Source organism: Corynebacterium axilliensis (assembly GCF_046097495.1).
Lineage (GTDB): Bacteria > Actinomycetota > Actinomycetes > Mycobacteriales > Mycobacteriaceae > Corynebacterium.
The window spans coordinates 1822921-1842847 of sequence record NZ_CP175768.1 but is presented as its reverse complement, the minus strand read 5'-3'; the positions used below and the strand labels follow the sequence as shown (position 1 = coordinate 1842847).

The following is a 19927-nucleotide window of genomic DNA, read 5'->3' as shown; positions in this document are numbered from 1 at the left end:
GAAAACTATCCGTGAGACTTCTTTTTCTTGCGCCTACCCAGCCGGAACAGTGCGGCCAGGGCTAGGGCGAGTGCGGCGACGATGCCGACGCCATAGACGCTAACGATACCGGCTCGCGTTTGCACCGTGATATCGATGGGTTCCGAAATCAGGTGGCCAGCGGGCCCGTCTGACTCGGTCGGCGTGGCCAGCCACAGCCGGAGCGAGGTCCGGTCCATGTCGCTGGGTAGGTCTGCGGTCATGGATACGGTAATGGATCCCTTGGCCGGAATGTGAACCGAATCCTGCGTGCTCAGCGTCGCCCCGTCCGGCGCGTCGTAGGCCAGGTGAGCGTCGACAGGCAGCGGCAGCCCATTCTCCGCCACGATGAGCAGCGGGGATGACTCCGAAACGCGCGTGTACACGTTGCCGGGCGGGATGAGGGACACCGAGGACCGCAAGTCCCGCAGCGCGTCCGAGTTCTTCTGCAGGCGCTCCCGGCTCGCGCGTGCCGCCTGGGCGTTGCCGCGCAAGCTGGTACGCGTGGTATCGCTCAGCGCAATGAGGAGGTCGCGCCGCAGCGGCAGCGTGAAACCGTAGCGCGTGAGCGCGATGGACGGCTCGTTGACCATGATGGACATGAGTTCGTCCGTGTAGCGCGCCTGCTGCGCCACCTGGGCAATCTCCGCCTCGCGGAAGGCGGCCGGGTCCGGGTACGGGCTGCCGGGCTCGCCGTCTGGTCCTTCCTGGGCGGACTTGATGGGCAGTGCCGTGACCGGGCGGGGGTCCAGCTGCCCGGCGTCGAGCAGGCGCTGCGTGGTTTCCATGACGCTGCGCGCGGCCGCGGGGTCCAGATAGTTCGGCAGCTTGGCCACCATGTCCTTCTGGTCCTCTTGGGCGGCGGCCACGCTAATCGACGCCCCCGCGGTCAGCGCACGTGCCTGCTCCGAGTCCTCAGCAAAGTCATAGTGCAGCTCCGGGTTCGAATAGCCCACGGTCTGCGGCATGCTGCCGGACTCCGCCAACAGGGCTCCCAGGGAGGAGTCGAACGTCGTGGCGTTGCCTACCCACGTTGAGTTATCCGCCACCACCAGCGGGACCGAGAATTCGTGGGCGGTGGTGCCGGAGGCGGGCGCGGTGAGCTCCGAATTCACGGTGGTGCCCAGGATGCGGGAGACGGTGTCCGCGCCGCGCTCTAGAGCTTCGTGGGTAAGCCACGCGTTGTTCGCCTCGGCCACGGCGTCGGTGTTTGCGTTCGCCCACGGCAGGAGCATGGTGCAGTCCACCGTGCGCATCTTGTCTAGCCACGCGGCGGCATCGGCCGAACCCGTGCCGGGATCGCCGCGGTCCTGCTCGGAGGCGGAAAACCAGGAATCACGCAGGCGCTTTGGGCGCTGCGCAATGGACGGCCGGGAGGGGTTGACCGTGTAGCCGGCGGCCATGCGATCGGCCACGTCGAGGAGCGCCGGGTCCACCGCCATGCAGCCCGAGCCGTGCAGGTCGTGCGAGAGGTAGGTCTCCACCAGCTGGTCCAGGCGCCCGCCGGGAGCGAACTGCCCCGCCAGGTTTTCGCTCTCCAGGATGAGATCCTGGCCCCCGGTATCGCCCGGCACCACGTCCAGCTGCGCGGTGACGGGATAGATTAGGGAAAACTGGTGGCGCTCGTCGGCCTCAGAGTCGGAGTCGGCCGCAGGCTCGTGCTGTGCGGGGTCCCCGAGGACGTCGAGAAGCACGCGCTCCTCCGCAAAGTTCGCGGCCTCCCCGTCGCGGGTGCCGGTGAGCGTAAACAGCAGCGGGTAAGCACCCGGATCCGTGATCGCCAAGGTGGACTCATCCCCCAGCGCCGTGGGCACCTCCAGGGTGATCTCCCGGGACTCCCCCGGCTCGAGGGAGCCGGCGCTATCCGACGGGCCGTAGTACTGGTATGCCCCCGCTGCCAGCTGCTGGCGCGCCTGGGAGGTCGTGTCCACGGCGTCGCCGCGGCGAGCGGTGACCTGCAGGTTGTCCACTGCGCTCTCGCTCGTATTGTCCAGCCGCAGCGTGACGGAGACGGACTGGCCCACGTGCGCCTCGGAGGCGCGGACGAGGCTCAGTTCCAGCTCGTCGGGGCCACGCGCCCCCAGCCAGTATTGCGCATTCTCCAGCGCCGGGTCGGGGGCATCCTGCGCCCGGGCCTGGGGAGACGGGGCCGCCGGTGCGACGCAGAACAGGGCCAGAGTTGCCGCGGCGCAGAGCCTGCGCAACCTCACCGCGGGGTCGCCTTTCCTGCGGACGCTTCCTTTCGCGCGAGATCCGGCAGCAAATCATGCGCAATGCGCGCGAGCTTGCGCTCATCCGCATAGGCCAAGTGCTCAATGAGCTCAGAGACCGGAATCCAGGAGACCTCGGTGACCTCCGGATCCTCATCATTCATGATGCCGTCTTCAAAGCGCAGCAGGTGGTGGTGCACGGTCTTGTGGATGCGTACGCCATCGGAGACAAACCAATAGTCAATCATGCCTAAGTCCGCGAAGACCTTGCCGTAGATGCCGGTCTCCTCCCACACCTCGCGCTCAGCAGTGAGCTCTTTCGGCTCGCCGTTTTCTACGTGGCCCTTGGGCATGGACCACAGCAGCCGCCCGCGGCGGTCCAGTCTGCCGATGAGCGCCACATAGATCTGGGACAGGTCCACGTCGCCGTTCTCATCGATAGCCTCTGCTAGCCCAGACACGACGAGACCACCCGCGGAGGTCTCGTCCCGCGTGGTCATGCGGTTGGTGGAGGCGCGCTGTGGGCGTCCCGTGCGGCGGCTGCGGTTTCCCGACCCCCGCCGGCGGCGGCGCTTCGAGCCTGGCGTGTTCTTAGTCATCCCTGCTAATCGTAGTAGACTTCGATCCGTGAATTTTCAGGACACTCAGCTAATCGGCGTTCTTGCCCGCGCGGACGCCACCGTCAGCCAGCTCAGTGGCCTCCTCAGTGGATTGGTGGAACGCTTCGCGCTTCACGACGCCCCGCTGTACCTCGTCGGCGGCTCCGTCCGCGACGCTCTTTTGGGCCGCCTGGGCAACGATCTGGACTTCACCACGCCCGCCCGGCCGGAGGTGGTCTATTCCATCCTCGAGGACTGGGCCGAGACCGTGTGGGATACCGGCATCGACTTCGGCACGGTTTCGGCGGCCTATAAGGGCCAGCAGATCGAGATCACCACGTTCCGCTCCGATAGCTACGACGGCGATTCCCGCAACCCCGAGGTCGTGTACGGCGACACCCTCGAGGGCGATCTCGTGCGCCGCGATTTCAAGGTCAACGCCATGGCCATCGAGCTGCGCCCGGACGGCACTCGCGAATTCCACGATCCGATGGGCGGACTCGATGACCTGGCGGACCGCGTGCTGGATACGCCCGACGCTCCCGAGATCTCTTTCCACGATGATCCGCTCCGCATGCTGCGCGCCGCCCGCTTCGCAGCGCAGCTGGAGTTCGACGTGGCGGGGCGCGTGCGCGATGCCATGACCGACATGGCTGCTGAAATCCAGCGCATCACCGTAGAGCGCGTGCAGGTGGAGCTCAACAAGCTGATCTGTGGCACCGCGCCGTGGAAGGGCATTGACCTGCTCGTCGAGACCGGCATTGCGGACTATATTTTCCCGGAGATTCCGGCCCTGCGCATGGCTCCCGACGAGCACGCGCAGCACAAGGACGTTTATGCGCACTCGCTGACAGTGCTGCGCCAAGCTATGGACCAGGAGGAAGACGGCCCCGACCTCATCCTCCGGTGGGCCGCACTGCTGCACGATATTGGCAAGCCCGATACTCGCGACACCACCGACGGCAAGGTGAGCTTCCACCACCACGAGGTGGTCGGCGCCAAACTTACCCGCAAGCGCCTGCGCAAGCTCAAGTTTCCTAAGGCCACCACGGAGGACATCGGCCAGCTGGTGTACCTCCACATGCGCTTCCACGGCTTCGGCGATGGACAGTGGACCGACTCGGCCGTGCGCCGCTACGTCACGGACGCCGGCGATCTCCTTCCCCGCCTGCACAAGCTCGTGCGCGCGGACTGCACCACCCGCAATGAGCGCAAGGCCCGCCGCCTCCAGCGCACCTACGATCAACTAGAGGAGCGCATCGTGGAGATCGCGGCCAAGGAGGATCTCGCCCGTGTGCGCCCAGACCTCGACGGCAACGAGATCATGGAGATCCTGGATCTCAAGCCCGGCCCGGAGGTGGGCCAGGCGTGGTCGTACCTCAAGGAGCTGCGCCTCGAGGAAGGCCCGCTGGAGCGCGAGGTTGCTATTGCGAAGCTGCGCGAGTGGTGGAATTCTAGATAGGGATGTACGCAGACAGACTTTTCAACGCCCTCGAGCGCAACGATCCCGTGCCTGGCCAGCTTCTTGTCGCCGCGCCAGACACCCTCATGCCGCACTTTAACCGCTCCGTCATCCTCATCGGTGAGCAGGACGCCGGGCGTACGTTTGGCGTCGATCTGACCAAGCGTTCCGAAGTCGCTCTCTTTAACGTCATGCCGGAGTGGCTGCCCCTGGCGGCCAAGCCCCAGGCGCTCTATGTGGGCGGCCCTCAGAACGACAGGAACGTCGCCGGCGTGGCCATGACGCGCCAGGGCGTAGACATTGATAAGGAACCAGCGCTGACTCGGCTTGCGCCGCGGCTCGCGTACGTCGATCTGCGCGTCGGCCCCGACGAGCTTAGCCCCCTCGTGGAGAGCATGCGGCTTTTTGCCGGCTGCTTCATCTGGGAGCCCGGCGAGCTGGAAGAGCAGATCGAGCGCGGCGAGTGGTACGTTGCGCCAGCCCTGCCTCAGGACGTCCTCGCCGCGGGCAGCGCCGACGTCTGGGCGGACGTGATGAAGCGCCAGCCCATGCCGCTGCCGCTGTTTTCCACCTTCCCGCGCTACGTGGATGAAGATAACTAGGGGCCATTCATCCCGCGTGGGATAGCATGTCAGCCATGCAGGAGGAGATTGTCAGCGCCATCCTCTCCTCCCTGCCTCGCGGCTCCCGCCCATCCGGCGTCTTCGTCTTCACGGTGGAGGCCTTCTGCCAGGTGCTGTGGGTCGGCCCGGAATCATCGGGGCGCTGGCCGGGTAAGGTATCCCCTCCTCTATCGAAGGCCTGGAATTTGCCCTCGTGGCACTCTTCGTGGTTCTGGCCATCGACTCCTTCCAGAACAACAAGGATTACTCCCTCCCGCTAAGTGCCTGCGCCCTGGGAATTCTCGCCGCCGTCCTCGCCCCGGGGCAGCTTCTCATGGTGGCGTTGACCGCCTACTTCCTCCTGCTGCTTCTCCGCTTCCTCTCCCCGCGCCTGGACGGCGCGCTGGTGCTGCGAAAGGAAGAGCCATGCCAGCCGGAGTAACCCTTACCGCCATCCTGGCGGTGCTCGTCCCCGTCGGCATCGTCACCGTGCTGCTGCGCTGGCTCCCGTTCGCCTTCGTCAAAGCCCTGGAGGGCAGCCAGTTCATCAGCATGCTCGGCTTTACCATGCCGGTCGGGGTTATGACCGTGCTCGTGGTCTACACCGTGTTCGGGCAGATGCGGGACACCGGAAACGTGCTCGCCCCCATCGCGGCCGCTGCCGTGAAGGCCGGGCTGCACCTGTGGCGCCGCAACTCCGGGCTATCCATCTTCGGGGGAACGGTGTTCTACATGGTGCTGGTCAACCTCGTTGCCTAGAGGTCGCCGTAGAGAGCTTGGGCCTCGGTCCACAAGGAGTGGAAAACTGGGGCGTCGATAAGCTCCGCGTCGATGTCCGGGAACTGGTCGTAGGTCCGCGGGTGCGGAACCACCTGCTGTGGGATGTCCGCGTTGCCTACCGAGGTCTGCGGCGTCGCCGCCCCCACAATCGCCTCATTGGGCGCCAGCGCGATCATGCGGACCATCATGCAAGAGTCGTCGCTGAGCTCCTTCATCTCGGCAACGTGAATGGCGGTGCCGACCTCCGGAATGGACATCGTGGTTCGGACATAGAGCGTAGTCATAGCGCCCTACTCTACCCGTGCGTAGCGTGCGGCCACAGACGCGCAGATCATTAGCTGCACCTGGTGGTAAATCATGAGCGGCAGGATGAGCAGACCCAGGGATGTCGCGCCGGAGGCAAAGATTACGGATGCCATGGGGAGCCCAGTGGCCAAAGACTTCTTGGACCCGCAGAACTCGATGGCGATGGTGTCTTCCCTACTGAACCCAAGGGTCCGACCTACCAATCGGGTGAGCCAGAGCATGAAGAAGACCAGTGCCGCAGAGAAGGCGATGTGGAAGAGGATCTGCCAGACGCTGATCTGTGACCAAATGCCGTCCACCATGCCCTTGGAAAAGGCGGCATAGACCACCATGACGATGGATCCGCGGTCCACAATCTTGGTGGCCTTGCTGGCCGCAATCTTTCCTACCCATCGGCGAGTGAGCTGACCCAGGGCGAAGGGCAGCAGGAGGAGTACGGAGATTTCGAGGAAGACGGAGCTGTCGATGTGAATGCCGTCGCCGGCGCCCATTAGTGCTATGACGAGGAGTGGGGTCAGGACGACTCCCGCCAGGTTCGACGCGGAGGCGGACACGATGGCGCCGGCCACGTTTCCTTTGGCTACCGACGTAAAGGCGACCGAGGACTGCACAGTCGACGGCACCAGTGTGAGGTAGAGGATGCCCAGGTAGAGGTCGTGCGGGATGAAGAGCGTTAGCGGGCGCAGGGCTAGGCCGATGAGCGGGTACACCGCGAACGTGAACGCCAAGATCGTCAGGTGTAGCTTCCAGTGCTTAATGCCATTGATGGCCTCGCGCGTTGACAGGCGTGCGCCGTAGAGGAAGAAGAGGAGCGCGATGCCGATGTTGGTGAGAACATCGAAGGTGTCCGCAAAGCCCCCACGGGCCGGCGCGATGATGGCCACGCCTACGGCGCAAAGAATGAGGACGATGAGGGGGTCTAGATTCTTCAGGCGCTCAATCATAGAGTTGATTGTAGCTAGTCAGTGCGCCCATGTTTCACGTGAAACGTTACGCGGAAACGTTCTTGACGGTATCGCCGTTCTTCTCGACGCCGTACTCAGTGAGCGGCTTGGAACTCGGGCCGCCGGTGACCTCTCCGCTGGCGAGGTCGAAGCTGGAGAAGTGCGTCGTGCATGTTGCGGTCATGCCGTCGATCTTGGTAATCAGGCTGCCCTGGTGCGGGCAGGTTTGCGAGTAGGCCTTGAACTCGCCCTCAGTGGGCTGGGCGAAGATAACCTTATCCACAATGATGGCAGAGCCGACAGGGATTTCTGTTGCGGCCACTTCAGCCGACGGCTCCTTACCGCACGCGGCGAGGTAGGCACCCGCGAAGGTGGTGGCGGAACCGAGGAGGAACATGCGACGTGAACACTGAGTCATGCCCTCTACCCTAGCGCGTTTCTAGGCGTGGTCCCCGTTCCACACTGGGAGATCTGAGGCACTCCTGCCGCTGTAGTCGTAGGACCCGTACGCGGTTCCGAGGTCGCTGTAAATGGTCCCCGCCTCTGCCCGGTCCGCGACACGGGTCTCGACAGTGCGCGCGAAGGTGGCACCGGCACCGAGCACCGTGAGGCTCAGCGCGGCCGCGGTGACGATGGGAAGTGCTTGCTGTGGAAACTTCATGAGGACTATCGTCCTCCCCCTTCCCTAGCATTGTCACGCGACCGGACCGCGTTGCCATCGTCTTGGCGTCATGTTGCCAGTTGGCCTTAAGAAAACTGGCGACTCTACCCCAATATGGGTCTCACCAACGATGGGTAGAAATTATGGAGTGACGATAAGTTCCATCCACGGTAAGCTGAGAGTGTTTCGTAACAGTGCCGATATATTCGGGGTGCTACGCGTTGTTTCGATCTGCGTGCTGGGCGGCGGTGCGGAGCGCTGCTACATCGACGGTCGGTGCGGAATCGCCGCAGCCGGAGTCGCCGCAATTGCAGGAATCGCCGCAGCCCTCCTCTTCCTTGTGGGCCTGGTCCCACAGGTATGCGGCGCGGGCGCCCATGTTCGATCCGATGGAGAGCGCCAAGAGCGCGATGATGAACGTGAAAACGGGGATGAGCCACATCCAGCCAGAGGCGGTGAGCGCGACGGCGCCGCCGAAGATAAGCGAGACGCCACCCAGCATCCAGAACGGTCCGGCGATGGCGTGCGCGTTATCCCACGCGTCCTTCGACTTACGGATCTCCGCCAGGCGCAAGCCGACGACGCTGTTGCCGGGAAGCTTGCGGAGCGTGGCCAATCCCCCGACGATAAGGAGGACGGCGGCGAGGACGAAGAAGACGATTCCAACTGCGAGCATGATGCATAGTCTATCCCGTCGCCTCCCCGCAGGGAAAAGCAATTTAGATTATGAGGTTGCTGCTGTAATATACATTTCGTGTCCGATAGTAGATATTTTCTCCCTTATCTACCAGCCGCGGCGGCTATGACCATGGTTCCACACTAGAAAAGACTCACATATGACATTTAAGAGTGTTCTCAACTCTCTGTTGTTCAAGATCATCCTGGCGATCGTCTTGGGCATCATCGTTAGCCAATTTGCACCCGAATGGTTGGGCCGAACCTTCGCTACCTTTAACGGCCTCTTCTCGAACTTCCTTGGCTTCTTCATCCCGGTTCTGATCTTCTCCCTCGTGGCTCCTGCCATCGCGGGCCTGGGCCGCGGTGCCGGTAAGTGGCTGGGGATCACTGCGGGAATCTCGTACGGCTCCACCATTGTCTCGGGCGTCGTTGCTTATGGCCTGAGTCAGGCACTGTATCCGATCATCCTCAAAGGCCAGACGCTCAACACCGAGGTGGCGGATATTGACGCGGGCGCGGTAGAGCCCTACTTCACTGTGGAGATGGCCCCGCCCTTCGAGGTGATGACCGCTCTGCTGCTTTCCTTCTGCATCGGCGTGGCCATGACGACGGTCAAGTCGGACACACTCTATGCCGTGTCCAAGGAGCTGGAGAACGTCGTCATCAAGGTGATCTGGGGCTTTGTGATTCCCCTGCTTCCGTTCTACATCTTCGGAATTTTCCTCTCCCTGGGCATGAACGGCAACATTGGTACGGTCATCGTTGCGTTTGCCAAGGTGCTCATCCTCGCCGTGGTGATGACGATTGTGTACCTGGTCTTCCAGTACATCATCGCCGGCGCGATGACCGGGAAGAACCCGTTCAAGGCATTGAAGACCATGGCACCCGCCTACTTCACTGCGCTCGGTACGTCCTCCTCCGCGGCCACCATCCCGGTGTCCCTCGACGCCGCGCTTAAGAACGGCATTTCCAAGCCGGTGGCCGGATTCGTCATCCCGCTGTGCGCGACGATTCACCTGTCCGGCTCGATGATGAAGCTGGTGCTCTACGCCTTCGCCATCGTCTACATGGCGGACGGCATGGAGGCCGACCTCGGCAAGGCAATGGGCTTCGTCTTCCTGCTCGGCATCATGATGATCGCCGCGCCCGGCGTCCCCGGCGGCGCCGTTATGGTTGCGGTGGGTCTGCTGCAGGCAAACATGGGATTCGACGAATCCATGGTCGCGCTCATGATTGCCGCCTACATCGCCATCGACTCGGTGGGTACGGCGGCCAACGTCACCGGCGACGGAGCCATCGCCATGATTGTTGACAAATTTGCTCGCAACAAGATTGACGGCCTGGAGTCCGACGCAGACGCAGAAGCAGCGGCCGATGAGGCCCGCAGTGCTTAAGTTTCACGTGAAACTCAATCCCCTTCCCTACTGTGGGAAGGGGCTTTTTGTTTGGGCATCGCGCTTGCCGACGCCGCCGTGGTCCCCGTCAGCCGAAGCGCGAAAGTTGACGTGAAACTTCGGCGAGTGTCTAGCCGGGCAGCGTAGCCGCCTTCATCGACGACACATAGTCTGACACTGCCTGGGTAAGCGTATCCTTCGGGCGGCCCTCCTCGTCGAGGTGGTCGTTGATGATCTTCGTCAGAGCAGAGCCGGTGATCGCCCCGGCAGCCCCGGCAGCGATGGCCTGCGCGACGTGTTCGGGAGTGGAGATTCCGAAGCCAAGGAGGACGGGGGCACCGCCGAAGCGCTTGACGTTGGCCACGACGGCACCGAGCCCCCGTGTTTCCGACTCCTTCTCGGCGCCCGTGACACCGTCACGAGAGATGGCGTAGATGTAACCCTTAGAATGCTCGGCGACCCCTCTGAGCGTCGCCTCCGAAGCGCGGGCGGGAGTGATATAGATGGGCTCGATGCCCGCGGCGGTGGCGGCGGATGTAAACGGAGCGGACTCCCGCACGGGGACGTCGGGAAGCAGAATGCTGTCCGCGCCAGCCTCGTGGAATTGACTATAGAAGTTATCGAGCCCCCGGGTAAACGCCACGTTGCCGTAGATGAGCATTCCGATCGCAAGCTCGGAAAACTCGCGCCGGATCTGCCGGACCTGATCCAGCGCGGCGTCGACCGTGGCGCCATTCGCCAAGGCGCGGATGTGGGAGGCCTGAATGGTGGGGCCATCGGCTACAGGGTCCGAGAATGGGACGCCAAGCTCCACTGCGTCCGCGCCGCCCGCCACAGCCGCTCGTACGATGTGCAGCGCGGTCTCCGGGTCGGGGTCACTGAGCATGATGAAGGGTACGAAGGCCCCTTCGTGGCGCTCGCCTAGTCGGGCGAAGAGTTGGTCATAGCGGCTCATTACTGTTCCTCCTTGAGGCGGTATTCTGGGTGCTCGCTCAGTGTCCTGCGAACGTGATCGATGTCCTTATCGCCCCGGCCGGAAAGCGAGACGAGGATGGTGATGTCCTCCTCCTTACGCTTGAGGGCGTAGGCCAGCGCGTGCGAGGACTCCAGGGCGGGGATGATGCCCTCCTTCTTGCTCAGTAGCTGGAAGGCCTCGAGTGCCTCCGCATCCGTAATGCCGACGTAGGTGGCGCGGCCCGTCTGTGATAGGTGGGCGTGCTGGGGGCCGACGCCCGGGTAGTCAAGACCGGCGGAGATGGAATAGGATTCTTCCACCTGGCCGTCGGAGTTGCGCATGAGGTAGGACCGAGCGCCATGCAGGATGCCGATGGTGCCATTGTTGATCGTGGCCCCGTGGCGCCCAGAGCTGAGGCCCTCTCCCCCGGGTTCGGCGCCGACGAGTTCCACTGACTCGTCGTCGAGGAAGTCGGCGAACATGCCGATGGCGTTTGAGCCACCCCCGACGCACGCCACGACGAGGTCCGGAAGGCCGCCAGTGCGCTCCAGCATCTGGGCCTTGGCTTCTTCAGAAATCACCTTGTGGAACTCGCGGACAATCGTCGGGAAGGGGTGCGGGCCGGCCGCGGTACCGAGGAGATAGTGCGATTCGTGGAAGGTCGCGGTCCAGTCACGGAGGGCTTCGTTGACGGCGTCTTTGAGGGTGCCCGAACCGGAATCGACGGGAACAACCGTTGCCCCCATGAGCTCCATGCGGTACACGTTGGGCTGTTGCCGGTCCACGTCCTTCGCGCCCATGTAGATGACGCAGTCCAGATCGAGCAGGGCGCATGCGAGCGCGGTGGCCGTGCCGTGTTGGCCGGCGCCGGTCTCGGCGATGATGCGCGTCTTGCCCATCCGCTTGGCCAGGAGCGCCTGGCCAAGCACCTGATTGGTCTTGTGTGCTCCGCCGTGGACGAGGTCCTCGCGCTTGAGGAAGATCCGGGCTTTACCGCCCAGCTTGGTCGCCTCGGTAAGAGGCGTGGGCCGTCCGAGATAGTCCTTGAGATATCCGGCCAATTCCTCGCGGAAGGCGGGATCATCCTGGGCATCGACGAAGGCTTGCTCGAGCTGATCGAGGGCTGGGATGAGTGACTCGGGGACGAACTGTCCGCCGAACTCGCCGAAGTAGGCGGGAAGAAGCGTTTCCCGTCGGTCTTGGTGCTGTGTCATGGTGGTCCTTTGGGTTAGGGGTTAATACGTAAAGTGACGAATAAGAGAGAAGGCCTGAGCAATAACCGCGGGGTCCTTGCGGCCTCCCCTTTCGACTCCCGAGTTCATGTCGAGGCCCGCCGTGCCGGTCCTGAGGGCGTTGGGGATGTTGTCGGCGTTGAGCCCGCCGGCGAGGAGCGCCTTCGACTTCACCGACTCCGGAATGGCCGACCAGTCGAAGCTCGTCCCCGTGCCGCCCTGCCCCGAATCGAGGATGAGGATATCGGCGGTGTCGACAAGCGCGGCCGCCACGTCCGGCCCGTGCGGCGCCGCCATGTCAATGGCGCGCCACACCTGCCTCTCCCCCGCCGCCGCGCGGACGGAGTCGATGAGACGTAATTCCTCCTCGACGCCGCCTTGGTAAGGCGCGTGAATCTGGAAGGCGTCGATGCCGTCGAGGGCGAGTTCCTCCCAGCCGTGCGTGCGCCGAGACACGGCGACATAGCTGAGATCCGGCTCGTGTGCGATGATGTCCTGTGCTGTTTCACGTGAAACATTGCGCGGCGAGCCCCCCTCAAAAATCAGCCCGCCGTAGACGGCACCCGCGGCGCGCGCCGCCTGCGCGACCGACCAGGAGGTGAGCCCGCAGACCTTGTTGGACCCGAAGACGAGCTCGCGGGCGGCCCGGTCAATGTCCGGCGTTCCCGTAAGTTGCGAGCCGACGAGGAACGCGTTGGCGTGTGCGCCGAGACGGCGGACGGTCTGATTGTCGCGGATCCCGGACTCGGAGACGACGACCTTGCCGGCGGGAACGTGGCCGCCAAGGCGCGCAGTGCGCTCTAGATCGATGGTGAGATCGTGCAAATTGCGGTTGTTGATCCCGATGACATCCACGCCGAAGGCCGCGGCCCGCGCCACCTCCTCCTCGGTGATCGCCTCGGTGAGGACGTCGAGTCCCAAGGCGTCGGCAAGCGCCTTGAGCTCCCCGTAGGTGTCGTCGTCCACGATGGACATCATGAGGAGAATCGCGTCCGCCCCAAAGTAGCGTGCGGCGTAGACCTGGATGGGATCGATGATGAAGTCCTTGCACAGTACCGGCAGGTGGGTGGACAGGGCCACGGTCTGCAGGTGGTCGTAGTCGCCGCCGAAGCGCTCGGGCTCACAGAGCACGGAGATGGCTGAGGCGTAGCGCGAATAGACCCGCACAATGGCGCCGGGCTCGTAGTGCTCCCGAATCAGGCCCAGCGACGGCGAGGCCGACTTGCACTCCATAATGAAGCGGTTGGTGCCACGCAGCGCGTCGAAGAAGGAGCGCTCGGAACGTGGGAGCGCGTTAAAGTCCACGCCCTCGAGGCGCTGGCGGATGGCCGGGAGATGGGTGCGGCGCTGGGTGACGATCCCCTCAAGCACGGTCGGCAGTGCCATAGTTCGCCTCCTCGTGCTTCTTCAACCACGCGGCGACCTCGCCCGAGTCGATGAGTTCCTTGGCATGGACGACGCCCCCGGCGATGGACTCGGCGGTGCCGTAGAGGTAGAACATGGCGCCGGCATTGGCGGCGATAGCGTCGTAGTGCGCTGGGGCTCCGTCGCCGGAGAAGACGGCGCGGAGAGAGCGCGCGTTGGCCGCGCCGTCGCCACCGGCCAAAGCGGAGAGGTCGTGGTGGCGTACGCCAAGCTCCTCCGGGGTGAGCTCGTAGCTGCGGACAGAACCATCACGCAGCTCCCACACCTGCGTCGTGCCGTGAACCGCAATCTCGTCGGTGCCCGCTCCGTGAACGACCAGCGCGCGGGAGCGCCCGAGATCCCGGAACACCTCGGCGATAAGCTCGCCCTGGGCGGGGTTGGCAATGCCCATCATTTGAAACTCTGGGTGCCCGGGGCTGAGCAGCGGACCCAGGGTGTTGAAGAGAGTAGAGACGCCGAGCCCCTTGCGCACCGGTTGCACGTGGGCGACGGCCGGATTGTAGGCGGGGGCAAAGAGGAAGGTGAAGTTCGCGGCCGCGAGCTGGCGCACGGCGCGGTCCGGGTCGAGGTCGAGGGGGATGCCGAGCGCTTCGAGGACGTCGGCGGACCCGGACTTGGAGGACACGGAGCGGTTGCCGTGCTTGACCATCCTCACTCCCCCGGCTGCGGCGACAAGCGACGCCCCGGTGGTGATGTTGATCGTATTGGCGCCATCGCCGCCTGTCCCCGCGGTGTCCATGATTCCTGCCCCGGTGACGGGGAAAGGCCGGCCGGCGGCGATGAAGGCTCGGGCGGCCCCGGCGACATCGGCAAAGGTCTCGCCGCGGGTGCGGATGTGGGTGAGCAGAGCCGCGATGTGGATGTCGTCGTACTCCCCCACCGTCAGCGGCGTGAAGACCTCCACGGCTTGCTCGAGGGTGGGCTCGGTAATGTCGAGGTAGGCCTGAAGAGTGGCCAGGGGACCGCGGGCGTGAATCTGAGGCGTCATTAGTAGGAATCCTTAAAGGTTGGCTGGACAGAAAGTTGGTGGATACAACGGTCTACGATGAGGGGTCCGCTGGGAGTGAGCACGGACTCGGGGTGAAATTGGAGACCGAGCGCCGTGCCGTCCCGGGTTTCGGCCGCCATGATGACGGGGCCCGCCTCGGTCTCGGTGGTGGCCAAGCTGCGCATCGCCCCGGGAACCGCGGTGGATCCCAACGAGTGGTAGCGCGCGACTGGAATGAAGCGGCCGACATAGTCCGGTTTATCGGGCTCGGAGTCCGTGGCGAGTCCGCGGAAGATGGGGTGGCGTGAGCCGTCGTCAGTCAGCGTCATGGGCACCGAAGCTCCATGGACGGGGCCACACGGCGCGACGGTCGCGCCGAAGTGCTCGAGCAACGCCTGAAACCCCAGGCAGATCCCGAGGATGGGGATGCGGCCCAGGGTGACGTCGATAAGCTGCATCATGGTGCCGGCATCCCGCGGATGGCCCGGGCCTGGTGATAAGACGATGAGAGTGGGCTGCGCGGCGAGCACCTCCTCCACGGAAACCGTGTTGCGAAAGACGGTGGTGCGATACCCAGCTAGGGCGTCAACGAGGTTGTAGACGAAGGAATCGCGGTTATCAATGAGGACAATGTGCGGGTTCATCGGATGACCTCCAAGCGGGCGGAGTGGGCCTGCGCGATGGCGCTGAGCACCGTGAAAGCCTTGTGGACGGTTTCGTCGGCCTCGGATTGCGGAACGGAATCCCGCACCACCCCGGCCCCGGTCTGGACCACAGCTTTGCCTGCGCGAACATAGGCCGAGCGAATGACAATGCACGTGTCCATCGAGCCATCGCCGCGCAGGTAGCCGATTGCGCCGCCGAAAGACCCGCGGCGGGCCTTCTCGGTCTCCCGGATAAGCTCTAGGGCGCGCAGCTTAGGTGCTCCGGTGAGGGTTCCCATGTTCATGCAGGCGCGGTAGGCATCGAGGGCGTCGAAGTCTTCGTGCAACGTAGCGATGACGCGGGAGACCAAGTGCATGACCCGGGAGTAGCGGTCCACCTGGAGCAGGTCCGCCACCCGGCGGGTGCCGGGCACCGCGACGCGGGCAAGGTCATTGCGCGCCAAGTCCACCAGCATGATGTGCTCCGCTAGCTCCTTGGCATCAGTGCGCATCTCCAGCTCGTTGCGGATGTCTAGCTCGTGGGTGGCGCCGCGGGGCCGGGTGCCGGCAACGGGATAGATCTGCACCTGCCGGTCCGCAGCGGTGTACTTGAGGTTGGACTCCGGTGATGCGCCGAACAGCTCGTGCTCCTCGCCGCGGACGTAGAACATGTACGGCGAGGGGTTGGTCTCCCGCAGGGTGCGGTAGGCCGCGAAGGCGTCCGGGCAGTCGATGGTAAAGGCGCGGGAAGGAACGACCTGGTAGATGTCGCCGGCGGTGACGTTGCCTTGGAGGCGTTCCACGTGGTGTCGAAAAGCAGCGTCGTCGATACTGGCTCTGGCGGCGACGGTTGCTAGCGGTGCCGGGGGTGCCGGGGTGACGGGGTCGGTATGTGCGGCGCGGTCGAGTTCTTCCTCGAGCACGTGCTTGTCGACACCCCACCCCTCAATCTTTGCCGTCTCCGTCAGGTGGTCTACGGTGAGGACGTGCTCGGCCACGAAAAACTCATAATCCGGATACTCATTCGGCCCATCCGGGACCGGCGGGAGCTGCTCGAAAGTCTCCACATAATCGAAGGCGAAGCCGCCGCCTAGGAAGGGCAACATCTCCCCGGAGTAGAGGCGGCTGAACTGCAGCGTGCGCAGGACGTCCGCGGTGGACGTGGAACGCAGACGGGCGCGCTCATCGTGCTCGGAGGAGAGCTCAAATCTCAAGGTGATGCTGTACTCCGTGCTGTGAATGATTCGGGAGTGGAAGTCCTGCCGGAGGTCATCGATGAGAATTCGGCCAGATTGCGTCAGCGCGGTCGCCGTGACCTCTTGACCGCGGCAGACCACCTTGAGCGCTGCCTTGGTGATGGCGATGCAGGTGAGGTTCTTCTTGGTCTCGATGTCCGCGGACTCTAAGAGCATCGAATCCTGCGGTGTGGCGAGGGCATAAAAGAGCGCGGCGGCGTCTGGGGTGTACGCGACCTCGCGTTGGGCTGTAAACGGCATACTGTGTCTTTCATTAATGATGTGTGTGCTGCCGCGAGCTTCGTGGAAGAAACCTAAAACGCCGAAAAGCCCGCAGCTGCGGGCCTTGAGATGGGAGAACAACGAGGCCCGCGGGTTACGCGCGCCACCACCAAAGGTTGAATGTGTTCTTCACGTCACTGACGTTACCGCAATACCTTCTGCCATACAGGTAAATAGATTCACGGGTGCCCCCGAATGCCGAGCAAGTTCCTACAGCCGCTGCTCGGCGGCCCTGCAACCAACTGGTCCGGCATCCTTCCCAGGGCGTTGCTGCGGAAAGAAGGTCGGATGCGTATTTCACAACCCCATGGCGGAGTTCGCCAGGATCAAGGGCGCAACCTCCGCTAGAACCCCCACAGTAAGCCTGTGTTTCACGTGAAACACAGAGGGATCAAATCCCGTCGAGGATGGCATCGAGTTCATCGAGCGTCTCGAAGGCTGGGTCCTCGATGAGGTGACCTCGCGCGATGACCATACGGGGAGCGCTGAGGTTGCGGAAGGACTCGAGGGGGTTGTCGTCCACGACGACGAGGTCGGCTGCGAAACCTTCCTCTACCCTTCCGGTGACTTCTCCCCAGCCGAGGATTTCGGCATTAGTCTGTGTTGCCGCGTGGAGCGCCTGAGCGGGGCAAAGCGCACGAGATAGTCCAACTCGCGCCAGAAGCTGTAGTGCGTCACGTACGTGCAGGCGGAATCGGTACCCGTGCCGATGACTACACCCTCGGCCACGGCCGTGCGAAGGCCATCCAGCATGTTCTCAAAAATGGCAATGCCTTTCTGCTTCACCACATCATTGACCTTGGTCACTTCCGTGTCTAGCGTTGACAGCGGCAGTGCGGGGATAAGGGTGGGCACGAGCGCGGAGTATCTGCGAAGGGAGCGCGGGTTGTTCTTGAAGAGCTCCACCATCTCTGGGGTGAGCGGGCAGCCGTGCTCGATGGTGTCGACACCCGCCTTTTGCGCCTCCGTCACTCCAATTTCGCCTTGCGCATGCGCGGCGACGATGACTCCGGCTTCGTGTGCCTCGTCGCAGATAGCTGCCATCTCTTCCTCAGTAAGCTGTGGGCGTCCCGCCTCCCCTAGTGAACGCGCGTCGGTCACGCCGCCCGTCGCGGCAATCTTGATGCAGTTTGCGCCGTTGCGGAGGCTCTGGCGAACATTACGGCGTCCTTCCCACGGGGAATCATTGACCAACGCAATCTGCGGTACACCGTGTCCGCCGATTGCCGCGAGGAGCGGGCCGGAAGCCAGGATCCGGGGACCAACGTACTCCGCTGCCTCAATAGCCTCGCGGGCTTCCGCGACCTCGTAACCGGGATCCCCGAGACTGCGCAGCCCGGTGACACCGGAGTTGAGCTGGGTGAGAATGTTGGCCTTGGTGCGCTTGCGCATGAGAGCACGACCGAAAAGAGTGTTGAAGACTTTGGCTGCAATGGCCCCGCCGCGGTCGGAGGTCAGCGCTGGGTGAAGTGGCTTTCCGTCGGAGAACAGGTGGGCATGCGCGTTGATAAGGCCGGGCAGGACGAACTTGCCGTCGAGGTTGATGCGGCGCGCACCGGGGAGATGCGGGGCTTCGTCGGCAGGCCCGACATAAACAATGGAGCCTTGCTTGTCGACGCCTATGGAGTGGTTCTAAAGGACGGTACCGACGGCGTAGCCGGTGACGATGGCACAGGATTCGAGGATAAAGGCGGTGCGTGGGCTGGTCATGTGATCAGTCTAAAGCGAACCGTGTTAGGGGGTCGAAAGAGTTTCACGTGAAACGTGGTGTAGAAACACGCACTGTGAATTGGCGAGTTCTCCGAATTATCCCCGCGGGGGTAGCCCTTTAGGGTGTAGCGCGAATGTGGAAAGTTCCACTGTTCGTGCAGTTTAAATGGTCGATTCGCACTGCTTGGGGAGTAGTCACTCAACTGGCAGACAAATTCACTCGAGGAGGGTAGAAAAGACTCATGAGTGATAACACAAATGTCAAAGTTGATGAATTGCTGGCCAAGGTTCCGACTGGACTGCTGATTAACGGTGAATGGGTCGATGCTTCTGATGGCTCCACCTTTGATGTGGAGAATCCAGCCACTGGAGAGGTCATCGCGACCCTCGCTTCTGCAACGTCTGAAGATGCCAAGAAGGCTATGGATGCTGCATGTGCAGTCCAGGATGAGTGGGCGCGCACCTCTACTCGCGAGCGGTCTGAGTTGCTGCGCCGCGCATTTGAACTGGTTCAGGAACGTAAGGACGAGTTTGCCACTCTCATGACCTTGGAGATGGGCAAGCCATTGGCTGAGTCTTATGGTGAAGTTACCTATGGCTCTGAGTACCTGCGCTGGTTCAGTGAGGAGGCTGTCCGCGACTACGGCCGCACCTTGCCCGCGCCGGAGGGCACCCTGCGCATGATTACCCGCCGCAAGCCGGTGGGCCCGTGCCTTCTCATCACCCCGTGGAACTTCCCACTGGCCATGGCTACTCGCAAGATCGCGCCGGCCATCGCCGCTGGCTGCACTATGGTGGTGAAGCCTGCCAAGCTCACGCCGCTGACCACCCAGTACTTCGCACAGACCATGATTGATGCCGGCGTTCCGGCTGGTGTGGTTAACGTGGTCTCCGGTAAGTCCGCTTCCGCTATCTCCGAGCCAATTATGGCCGATTCCCGTCTCCGCAAGATCTCCTTCACCGGCTCTACCCCGGTGGGCAAGACCCTACTTAAGGCCGCTGCAGACAACGTTCTGCGCACCTCGATGGAGCTGGGCGGCAACGCTCCGTTCATTGTCTTTGAGGACGCTGACATTGACCAGGCCGTGGAAGGCGCTATGGGCGCCAAGATGCGCAACATCGGTGAGGCCTGCACTGCAGCAAACCGTTTCATCGTCCACGAGTCTGTGGCCGAAGAGTTCGCAGAGAAGTTTGCCAAGCGCATTGGTGAGCTCAAGGTGGGCAATGGCCTCGATGAGGGCGTTACCTGTGGTCCGCTGGTCGAGCAGAAGGCGCTCGACAACATCACCGCGCTGGTTGACGACGCCGTAGAGAAGGGCGCCAAGGCCATCGTCGGAGGCAAGCCAGGCGAGGGAAAGGGCTACTTCTATTCCCCGACCGTTCTGACGAATGTTTCCCGTGATGCTCGCGTGGCGCAGGAAGAGATCTTCGGCCCGGTTGCTCCAATTCTGACCTTCTCTGACGAAAAGGAAGCTATCGACATTGCTAATGACACGGAGTACGGCCTAGCCTCCTACGTCTTCACCGAGGACTCCGACCGTATGTGGCGCTTGGGTGATGGCCTTGAATTCGGCCTCATGGGCTTCAACGCCGGTGTTATCTCTAACGCCGCTGCCCCGTTCGGCGGCGTCAAGCAGTCCGGCATGGGCCGCGAGGGCGGCGGCGAGGGTATTGCAGAATACACGTCGCTGCAGTACATCGCTATGCGTGATCCGTACGCAAATACCTAAGTCTCCCTGTTAAGCCGGCGGGCACCATCTCGATGAAGTGGTGACCGCTGGCTTTGTCGTTGGAGCCACACT

Annotated in this window: 20 protein-coding genes and 1 pseudogene; 7 read left to right on the top strand and 14 right to left on the bottom strand. The window is 63.3% G+C overall.

Annotated elements, in window-relative coordinates; all coding sequences use genetic code 11:
• Nucleotides 1-5: 5 nt before the first annotated feature.
• Nucleotides 6-2228 (bottom strand): hypothetical protein, encoded by a 2223-nt coding sequence (locus ACKFR8_RS08835; RefSeq protein ID WP_408929816.1) that lies wholly within the window; start codon nt 2226-2228, stop codon nt 6-8.
• The gene (locus ACKFR8_RS08830; RefSeq protein ID WP_408929815.1) at nt 2225-2827 is read right to left on the bottom strand and encodes an NUDIX hydrolase; all 603 of its coding nucleotides are present in this window, start codon (nt 2825-2827) and stop codon (nt 2225-2227) included. The genes ACKFR8_RS08835 and ACKFR8_RS08830 overlap by 4 nt, the downstream gene beginning before the upstream one ends.
• A gap of 28 nt (nt 2828-2855) precedes the next feature.
• On the opposite strand from ACKFR8_RS08830, the gene ACKFR8_RS08825 reads away from it, so the two are divergent.
• The 4 genes from ACKFR8_RS08825 to ACKFR8_RS08810 all read left to right on the top strand — a co-directional run bounded on the left by ACKFR8_RS08825 (nt 2856) and on the right by ACKFR8_RS08810 (nt 5650).
• Complete coding sequence (locus tag ACKFR8_RS08825) at nt 2856-4289, top strand: CCA tRNA nucleotidyltransferase (protein ID WP_408929814.1); 1434 nt, start codon at nt 2856-2858, stop codon at nt 4287-4289.
• A 2-nt stretch (nt 4290-4291) separates the two neighbouring features.
• The gene (locus ACKFR8_RS08820; RefSeq protein ID WP_408929813.1) at nt 4292-4891 is read left to right on the top strand and encodes a YqgE/AlgH family protein; all 600 of its coding nucleotides are present in this window, start codon (nt 4292-4294) and stop codon (nt 4889-4891) included.
• A 214-nt stretch (nt 4892-5105) separates the two neighbouring features.
• A complete protein-coding gene (locus ACKFR8_RS08815; RefSeq protein WP_408929812.1) occupies nt 5106-5333 on the top strand; it encodes a hypothetical protein in 228 nt (75 codons plus the stop codon).
• The gene (locus ACKFR8_RS08810) at nt 5318-5650 is read left to right on the top strand and encodes a branched-chain amino acid transporter permease (protein WP_306507484.1); all 333 of its coding nucleotides are present in this window, start codon (nt 5318-5320) and stop codon (nt 5648-5650) included. Before ACKFR8_RS08815 ends, ACKFR8_RS08810 begins: the two co-directional genes overlap by 16 nt.
• Here ACKFR8_RS08810 and ACKFR8_RS08805 read toward each other — a convergent pair.
• The 5 genes from ACKFR8_RS08805 to ACKFR8_RS08785 all read right to left on the bottom strand — a co-directional run bounded on the left by ACKFR8_RS08805 (nt 5647) and on the right by ACKFR8_RS08785 (nt 8258).
• The gene (locus ACKFR8_RS08805; RefSeq protein ID WP_296134006.1) at nt 5647-5955 is read right to left on the bottom strand and encodes a hypothetical protein; all 309 of its coding nucleotides are present in this window, start codon (nt 5953-5955) and stop codon (nt 5647-5649) included. The genes ACKFR8_RS08810 and ACKFR8_RS08805 overlap by 4 nt on opposite strands.
• A gap of 6 nt (nt 5956-5961) precedes the next feature.
• Complete coding sequence (locus ACKFR8_RS08800; RefSeq protein WP_306507485.1) at nt 5962-6921, bottom strand: bile acid:sodium symporter family protein; 960 nt, start codon at nt 6919-6921, stop codon at nt 5962-5964.
• 46 nt (nt 6922-6967) lie between these two features.
• Nucleotides 6968-7339 carry a Rieske (2Fe-2S) protein gene (locus ACKFR8_RS08795; RefSeq protein ID WP_296134009.1) on the bottom strand — a complete coding sequence of 124 codons (372 nt, stop codon included), beginning with the start codon at nt 7337-7339 and terminating at the stop codon, nt 6968-6970.
• Nucleotides 7340-7360: 21 nt separating this feature from the next.
• On the bottom strand, nt 7361-7582 hold the full coding sequence (locus ACKFR8_RS08790; RefSeq protein WP_408929811.1) for a hypothetical protein: 222 nt from the start codon (nt 7580-7582) through the stop codon (nt 7361-7363).
• Between the two features lie 214 nt (nt 7583-7796).
• A complete protein-coding gene (locus tag ACKFR8_RS08785) occupies nt 7797-8258 on the bottom strand; it encodes an SdpI family protein (protein ID WP_408929810.1) in 462 nt (153 codons plus the stop codon).
• A 160-nt stretch (nt 8259-8418) separates the two neighbouring features.
• On the opposite strand from ACKFR8_RS08785, the gene ACKFR8_RS08780 reads away from it, so the two are divergent.
• Entirely contained in the window at nt 8419-9654 is a 1236-nt protein-coding gene (locus ACKFR8_RS08780; RefSeq protein ID WP_408929809.1) for a dicarboxylate/amino acid:cation symporter, read from the top strand.
• Nucleotides 9655-9784: 130 nt separating this feature from the next.
• Here the strand turns inward: ACKFR8_RS08780 and trpA are convergent, their stop codons facing one another.
• The 7 genes and pseudogenes from trpA to ACKFR8_RS08745 all read right to left on the bottom strand — a co-directional run bounded on the left by trpA (nt 9785) and on the right by ACKFR8_RS08745 (nt 17906).
• Nucleotides 9785-10609, bottom strand: coding sequence for a tryptophan synthase subunit alpha (gene trpA / locus ACKFR8_RS08775; RefSeq protein WP_408929808.1), 825 nt, complete (start codon nt 10607-10609; stop codon nt 9785-9787).
• Entirely contained in the window at nt 10609-11823 is a 1215-nt protein-coding gene (gene trpB / locus ACKFR8_RS08770) for a tryptophan synthase subunit beta (RefSeq protein WP_408929807.1), read from the bottom strand. The genes trpA and trpB overlap by 1 nt, the downstream gene beginning before the upstream one ends.
• A 21-nt stretch (nt 11824-11844) precedes the next feature.
• Entirely contained in the window at nt 11845-13227 is a 1383-nt protein-coding gene (gene trpCF / locus ACKFR8_RS08765) for a bifunctional indole-3-glycerol-phosphate synthase TrpC/phosphoribosylanthranilate isomerase TrpF (RefSeq protein ID WP_408929806.1), read from the bottom strand.
• The gene (gene trpD, locus ACKFR8_RS08760) at nt 13205-14254 is read right to left on the bottom strand and encodes an anthranilate phosphoribosyltransferase (RefSeq protein ID WP_408929805.1); all 1050 of its coding nucleotides are present in this window, start codon (nt 14252-14254) and stop codon (nt 13205-13207) included. The genes trpCF and trpD overlap by 23 nt, the downstream gene beginning before the upstream one ends.
• On the bottom strand, nt 14254-14898 hold the full coding sequence (locus tag ACKFR8_RS08755) for an anthranilate synthase component II (RefSeq protein ID WP_408929804.1): 645 nt from the start codon (nt 14896-14898) through the stop codon (nt 14254-14256). The genes trpD and ACKFR8_RS08755 overlap by 1 nt, the downstream gene beginning before the upstream one ends.
• Nucleotides 14895-16394, bottom strand: coding sequence for an anthranilate synthase component 1 (locus tag ACKFR8_RS08750; RefSeq protein ID WP_408929803.1), 1500 nt, complete (start codon nt 16392-16394; stop codon nt 14895-14897). Before ACKFR8_RS08750 ends, ACKFR8_RS08755 begins: the two co-directional genes overlap by 4 nt.
• A 412-nt stretch (nt 16395-16806) precedes the next feature.
• Nucleotides 16807-17906: pseudogene (locus ACKFR8_RS08745) on the bottom strand (amidohydrolase family protein).
• 6 nt (nt 17907-17912) lie between these two features.
• Between ACKFR8_RS08745 and ACKFR8_RS08740 the strand changes: the two are divergent.
• Entirely contained in the window at nt 17913-18176 is a 264-nt protein-coding gene (locus ACKFR8_RS08740) for a hypothetical protein (protein WP_296134029.1), read from the top strand.
• A gap of 191 nt (nt 18177-18367) precedes the next feature.
• The gene (locus ACKFR8_RS08735) at nt 18368-19855 is read left to right on the top strand and encodes an NAD-dependent succinate-semialdehyde dehydrogenase (protein ID WP_408929802.1); all 1488 of its coding nucleotides are present in this window, start codon (nt 18368-18370) and stop codon (nt 19853-19855) included.
• Nucleotides 19856-19927: the final 72 nt, after the last annotated feature.

Coding starts and splice junctions, on each gene's coding strand:
- trpB (WP_408929807.1), bottom strand. CDS start 11,823: ATGACACAGCACCAAGACCGACGGGAAACGCTTCTTCCCGCCTACTTC.
- ACKFR8_RS08795 (WP_296134009.1), bottom strand. CDS start 7,339: ATGACTCAGTGTTCACGTCGCATGTTCCTCCTCGGTTCCGCCACCACC.
- ACKFR8_RS08810 (WP_306507484.1), top strand. CDS start 5,318: ATGCCAGCCGGAGTAACCCTTACCGCCATCCTGGCGGTGCTCGTCCCC.
- ACKFR8_RS08750 (WP_408929803.1), bottom strand. CDS start 16,394: ATGCCGTTTACAGCCCAACGCGAGGTCGCGTACACCCCAGACGCCGCC.
- ACKFR8_RS08780 (WP_408929809.1), top strand. CDS start 8,419: ATGACATTTAAGAGTGTTCTCAACTCTCTGTTGTTCAAGATCATCCTG.
- ACKFR8_RS08830 (WP_408929815.1), bottom strand. CDS start 2,827: ATGACTAAGAACACGCCAGGCTCGAAGCGCCGCCGCCGGCGGGGGTCG.
- ACKFR8_RS08805 (WP_296134006.1), bottom strand. CDS start 5,955: ATGACTACGCTCTATGTCCGAACCACGATGTCCATTCCGGAGGTCGGC.
- ACKFR8_RS08740 (WP_296134029.1), top strand. CDS start 17,913: ATGCGCGTTGATAAGGCCGGGCAGGACGAACTTGCCGTCGAGGTTGAT.
- trpCF (WP_408929806.1), bottom strand. CDS start 13,227: ATGGCACTGCCGACCGTGCTTGAGGGGATCGTCACCCAGCGCCGCACC.
- ACKFR8_RS08785 (WP_408929810.1), bottom strand. CDS start 8,258: ATGCTCGCAGTTGGAATCGTCTTCTTCGTCCTCGCCGCCGTCCTCCTT.
- ACKFR8_RS08800 (WP_306507485.1), bottom strand. CDS start 6,921: ATGATTGAGCGCCTGAAGAATCTAGACCCCCTCATCGTCCTCATTCTT.
- ACKFR8_RS08755 (WP_408929804.1), bottom strand. CDS start 14,898: ATGAACCCGCACATTGTCCTCATTGATAACCGCGATTCCTTCGTCTAC.
- trpA (WP_408929808.1), bottom strand. CDS start 10,609: ATGAGCCGCTATGACCAACTCTTCGCCCGACTAGGCGAGCGCCACGAA.
- ACKFR8_RS08735 (WP_408929802.1), top strand. CDS start 18,368: ATGAGTGATAACACAAATGTCAAAGTTGATGAATTGCTGGCCAAGGTT.
- ACKFR8_RS08820 (WP_408929813.1), top strand. CDS start 4,292: ATGTACGCAGACAGACTTTTCAACGCCCTCGAGCGCAACGATCCCGTG.
- ACKFR8_RS08790 (WP_408929811.1), bottom strand. CDS start 7,582: ATGAAGTTTCCACAGCAAGCACTTCCCATCGTCACCGCGGCCGCGCTG.
- trpD (WP_408929805.1), bottom strand. CDS start 14,254: ATGACGCCTCAGATTCACGCCCGCGGTCCCCTGGCCACTCTTCAGGCC.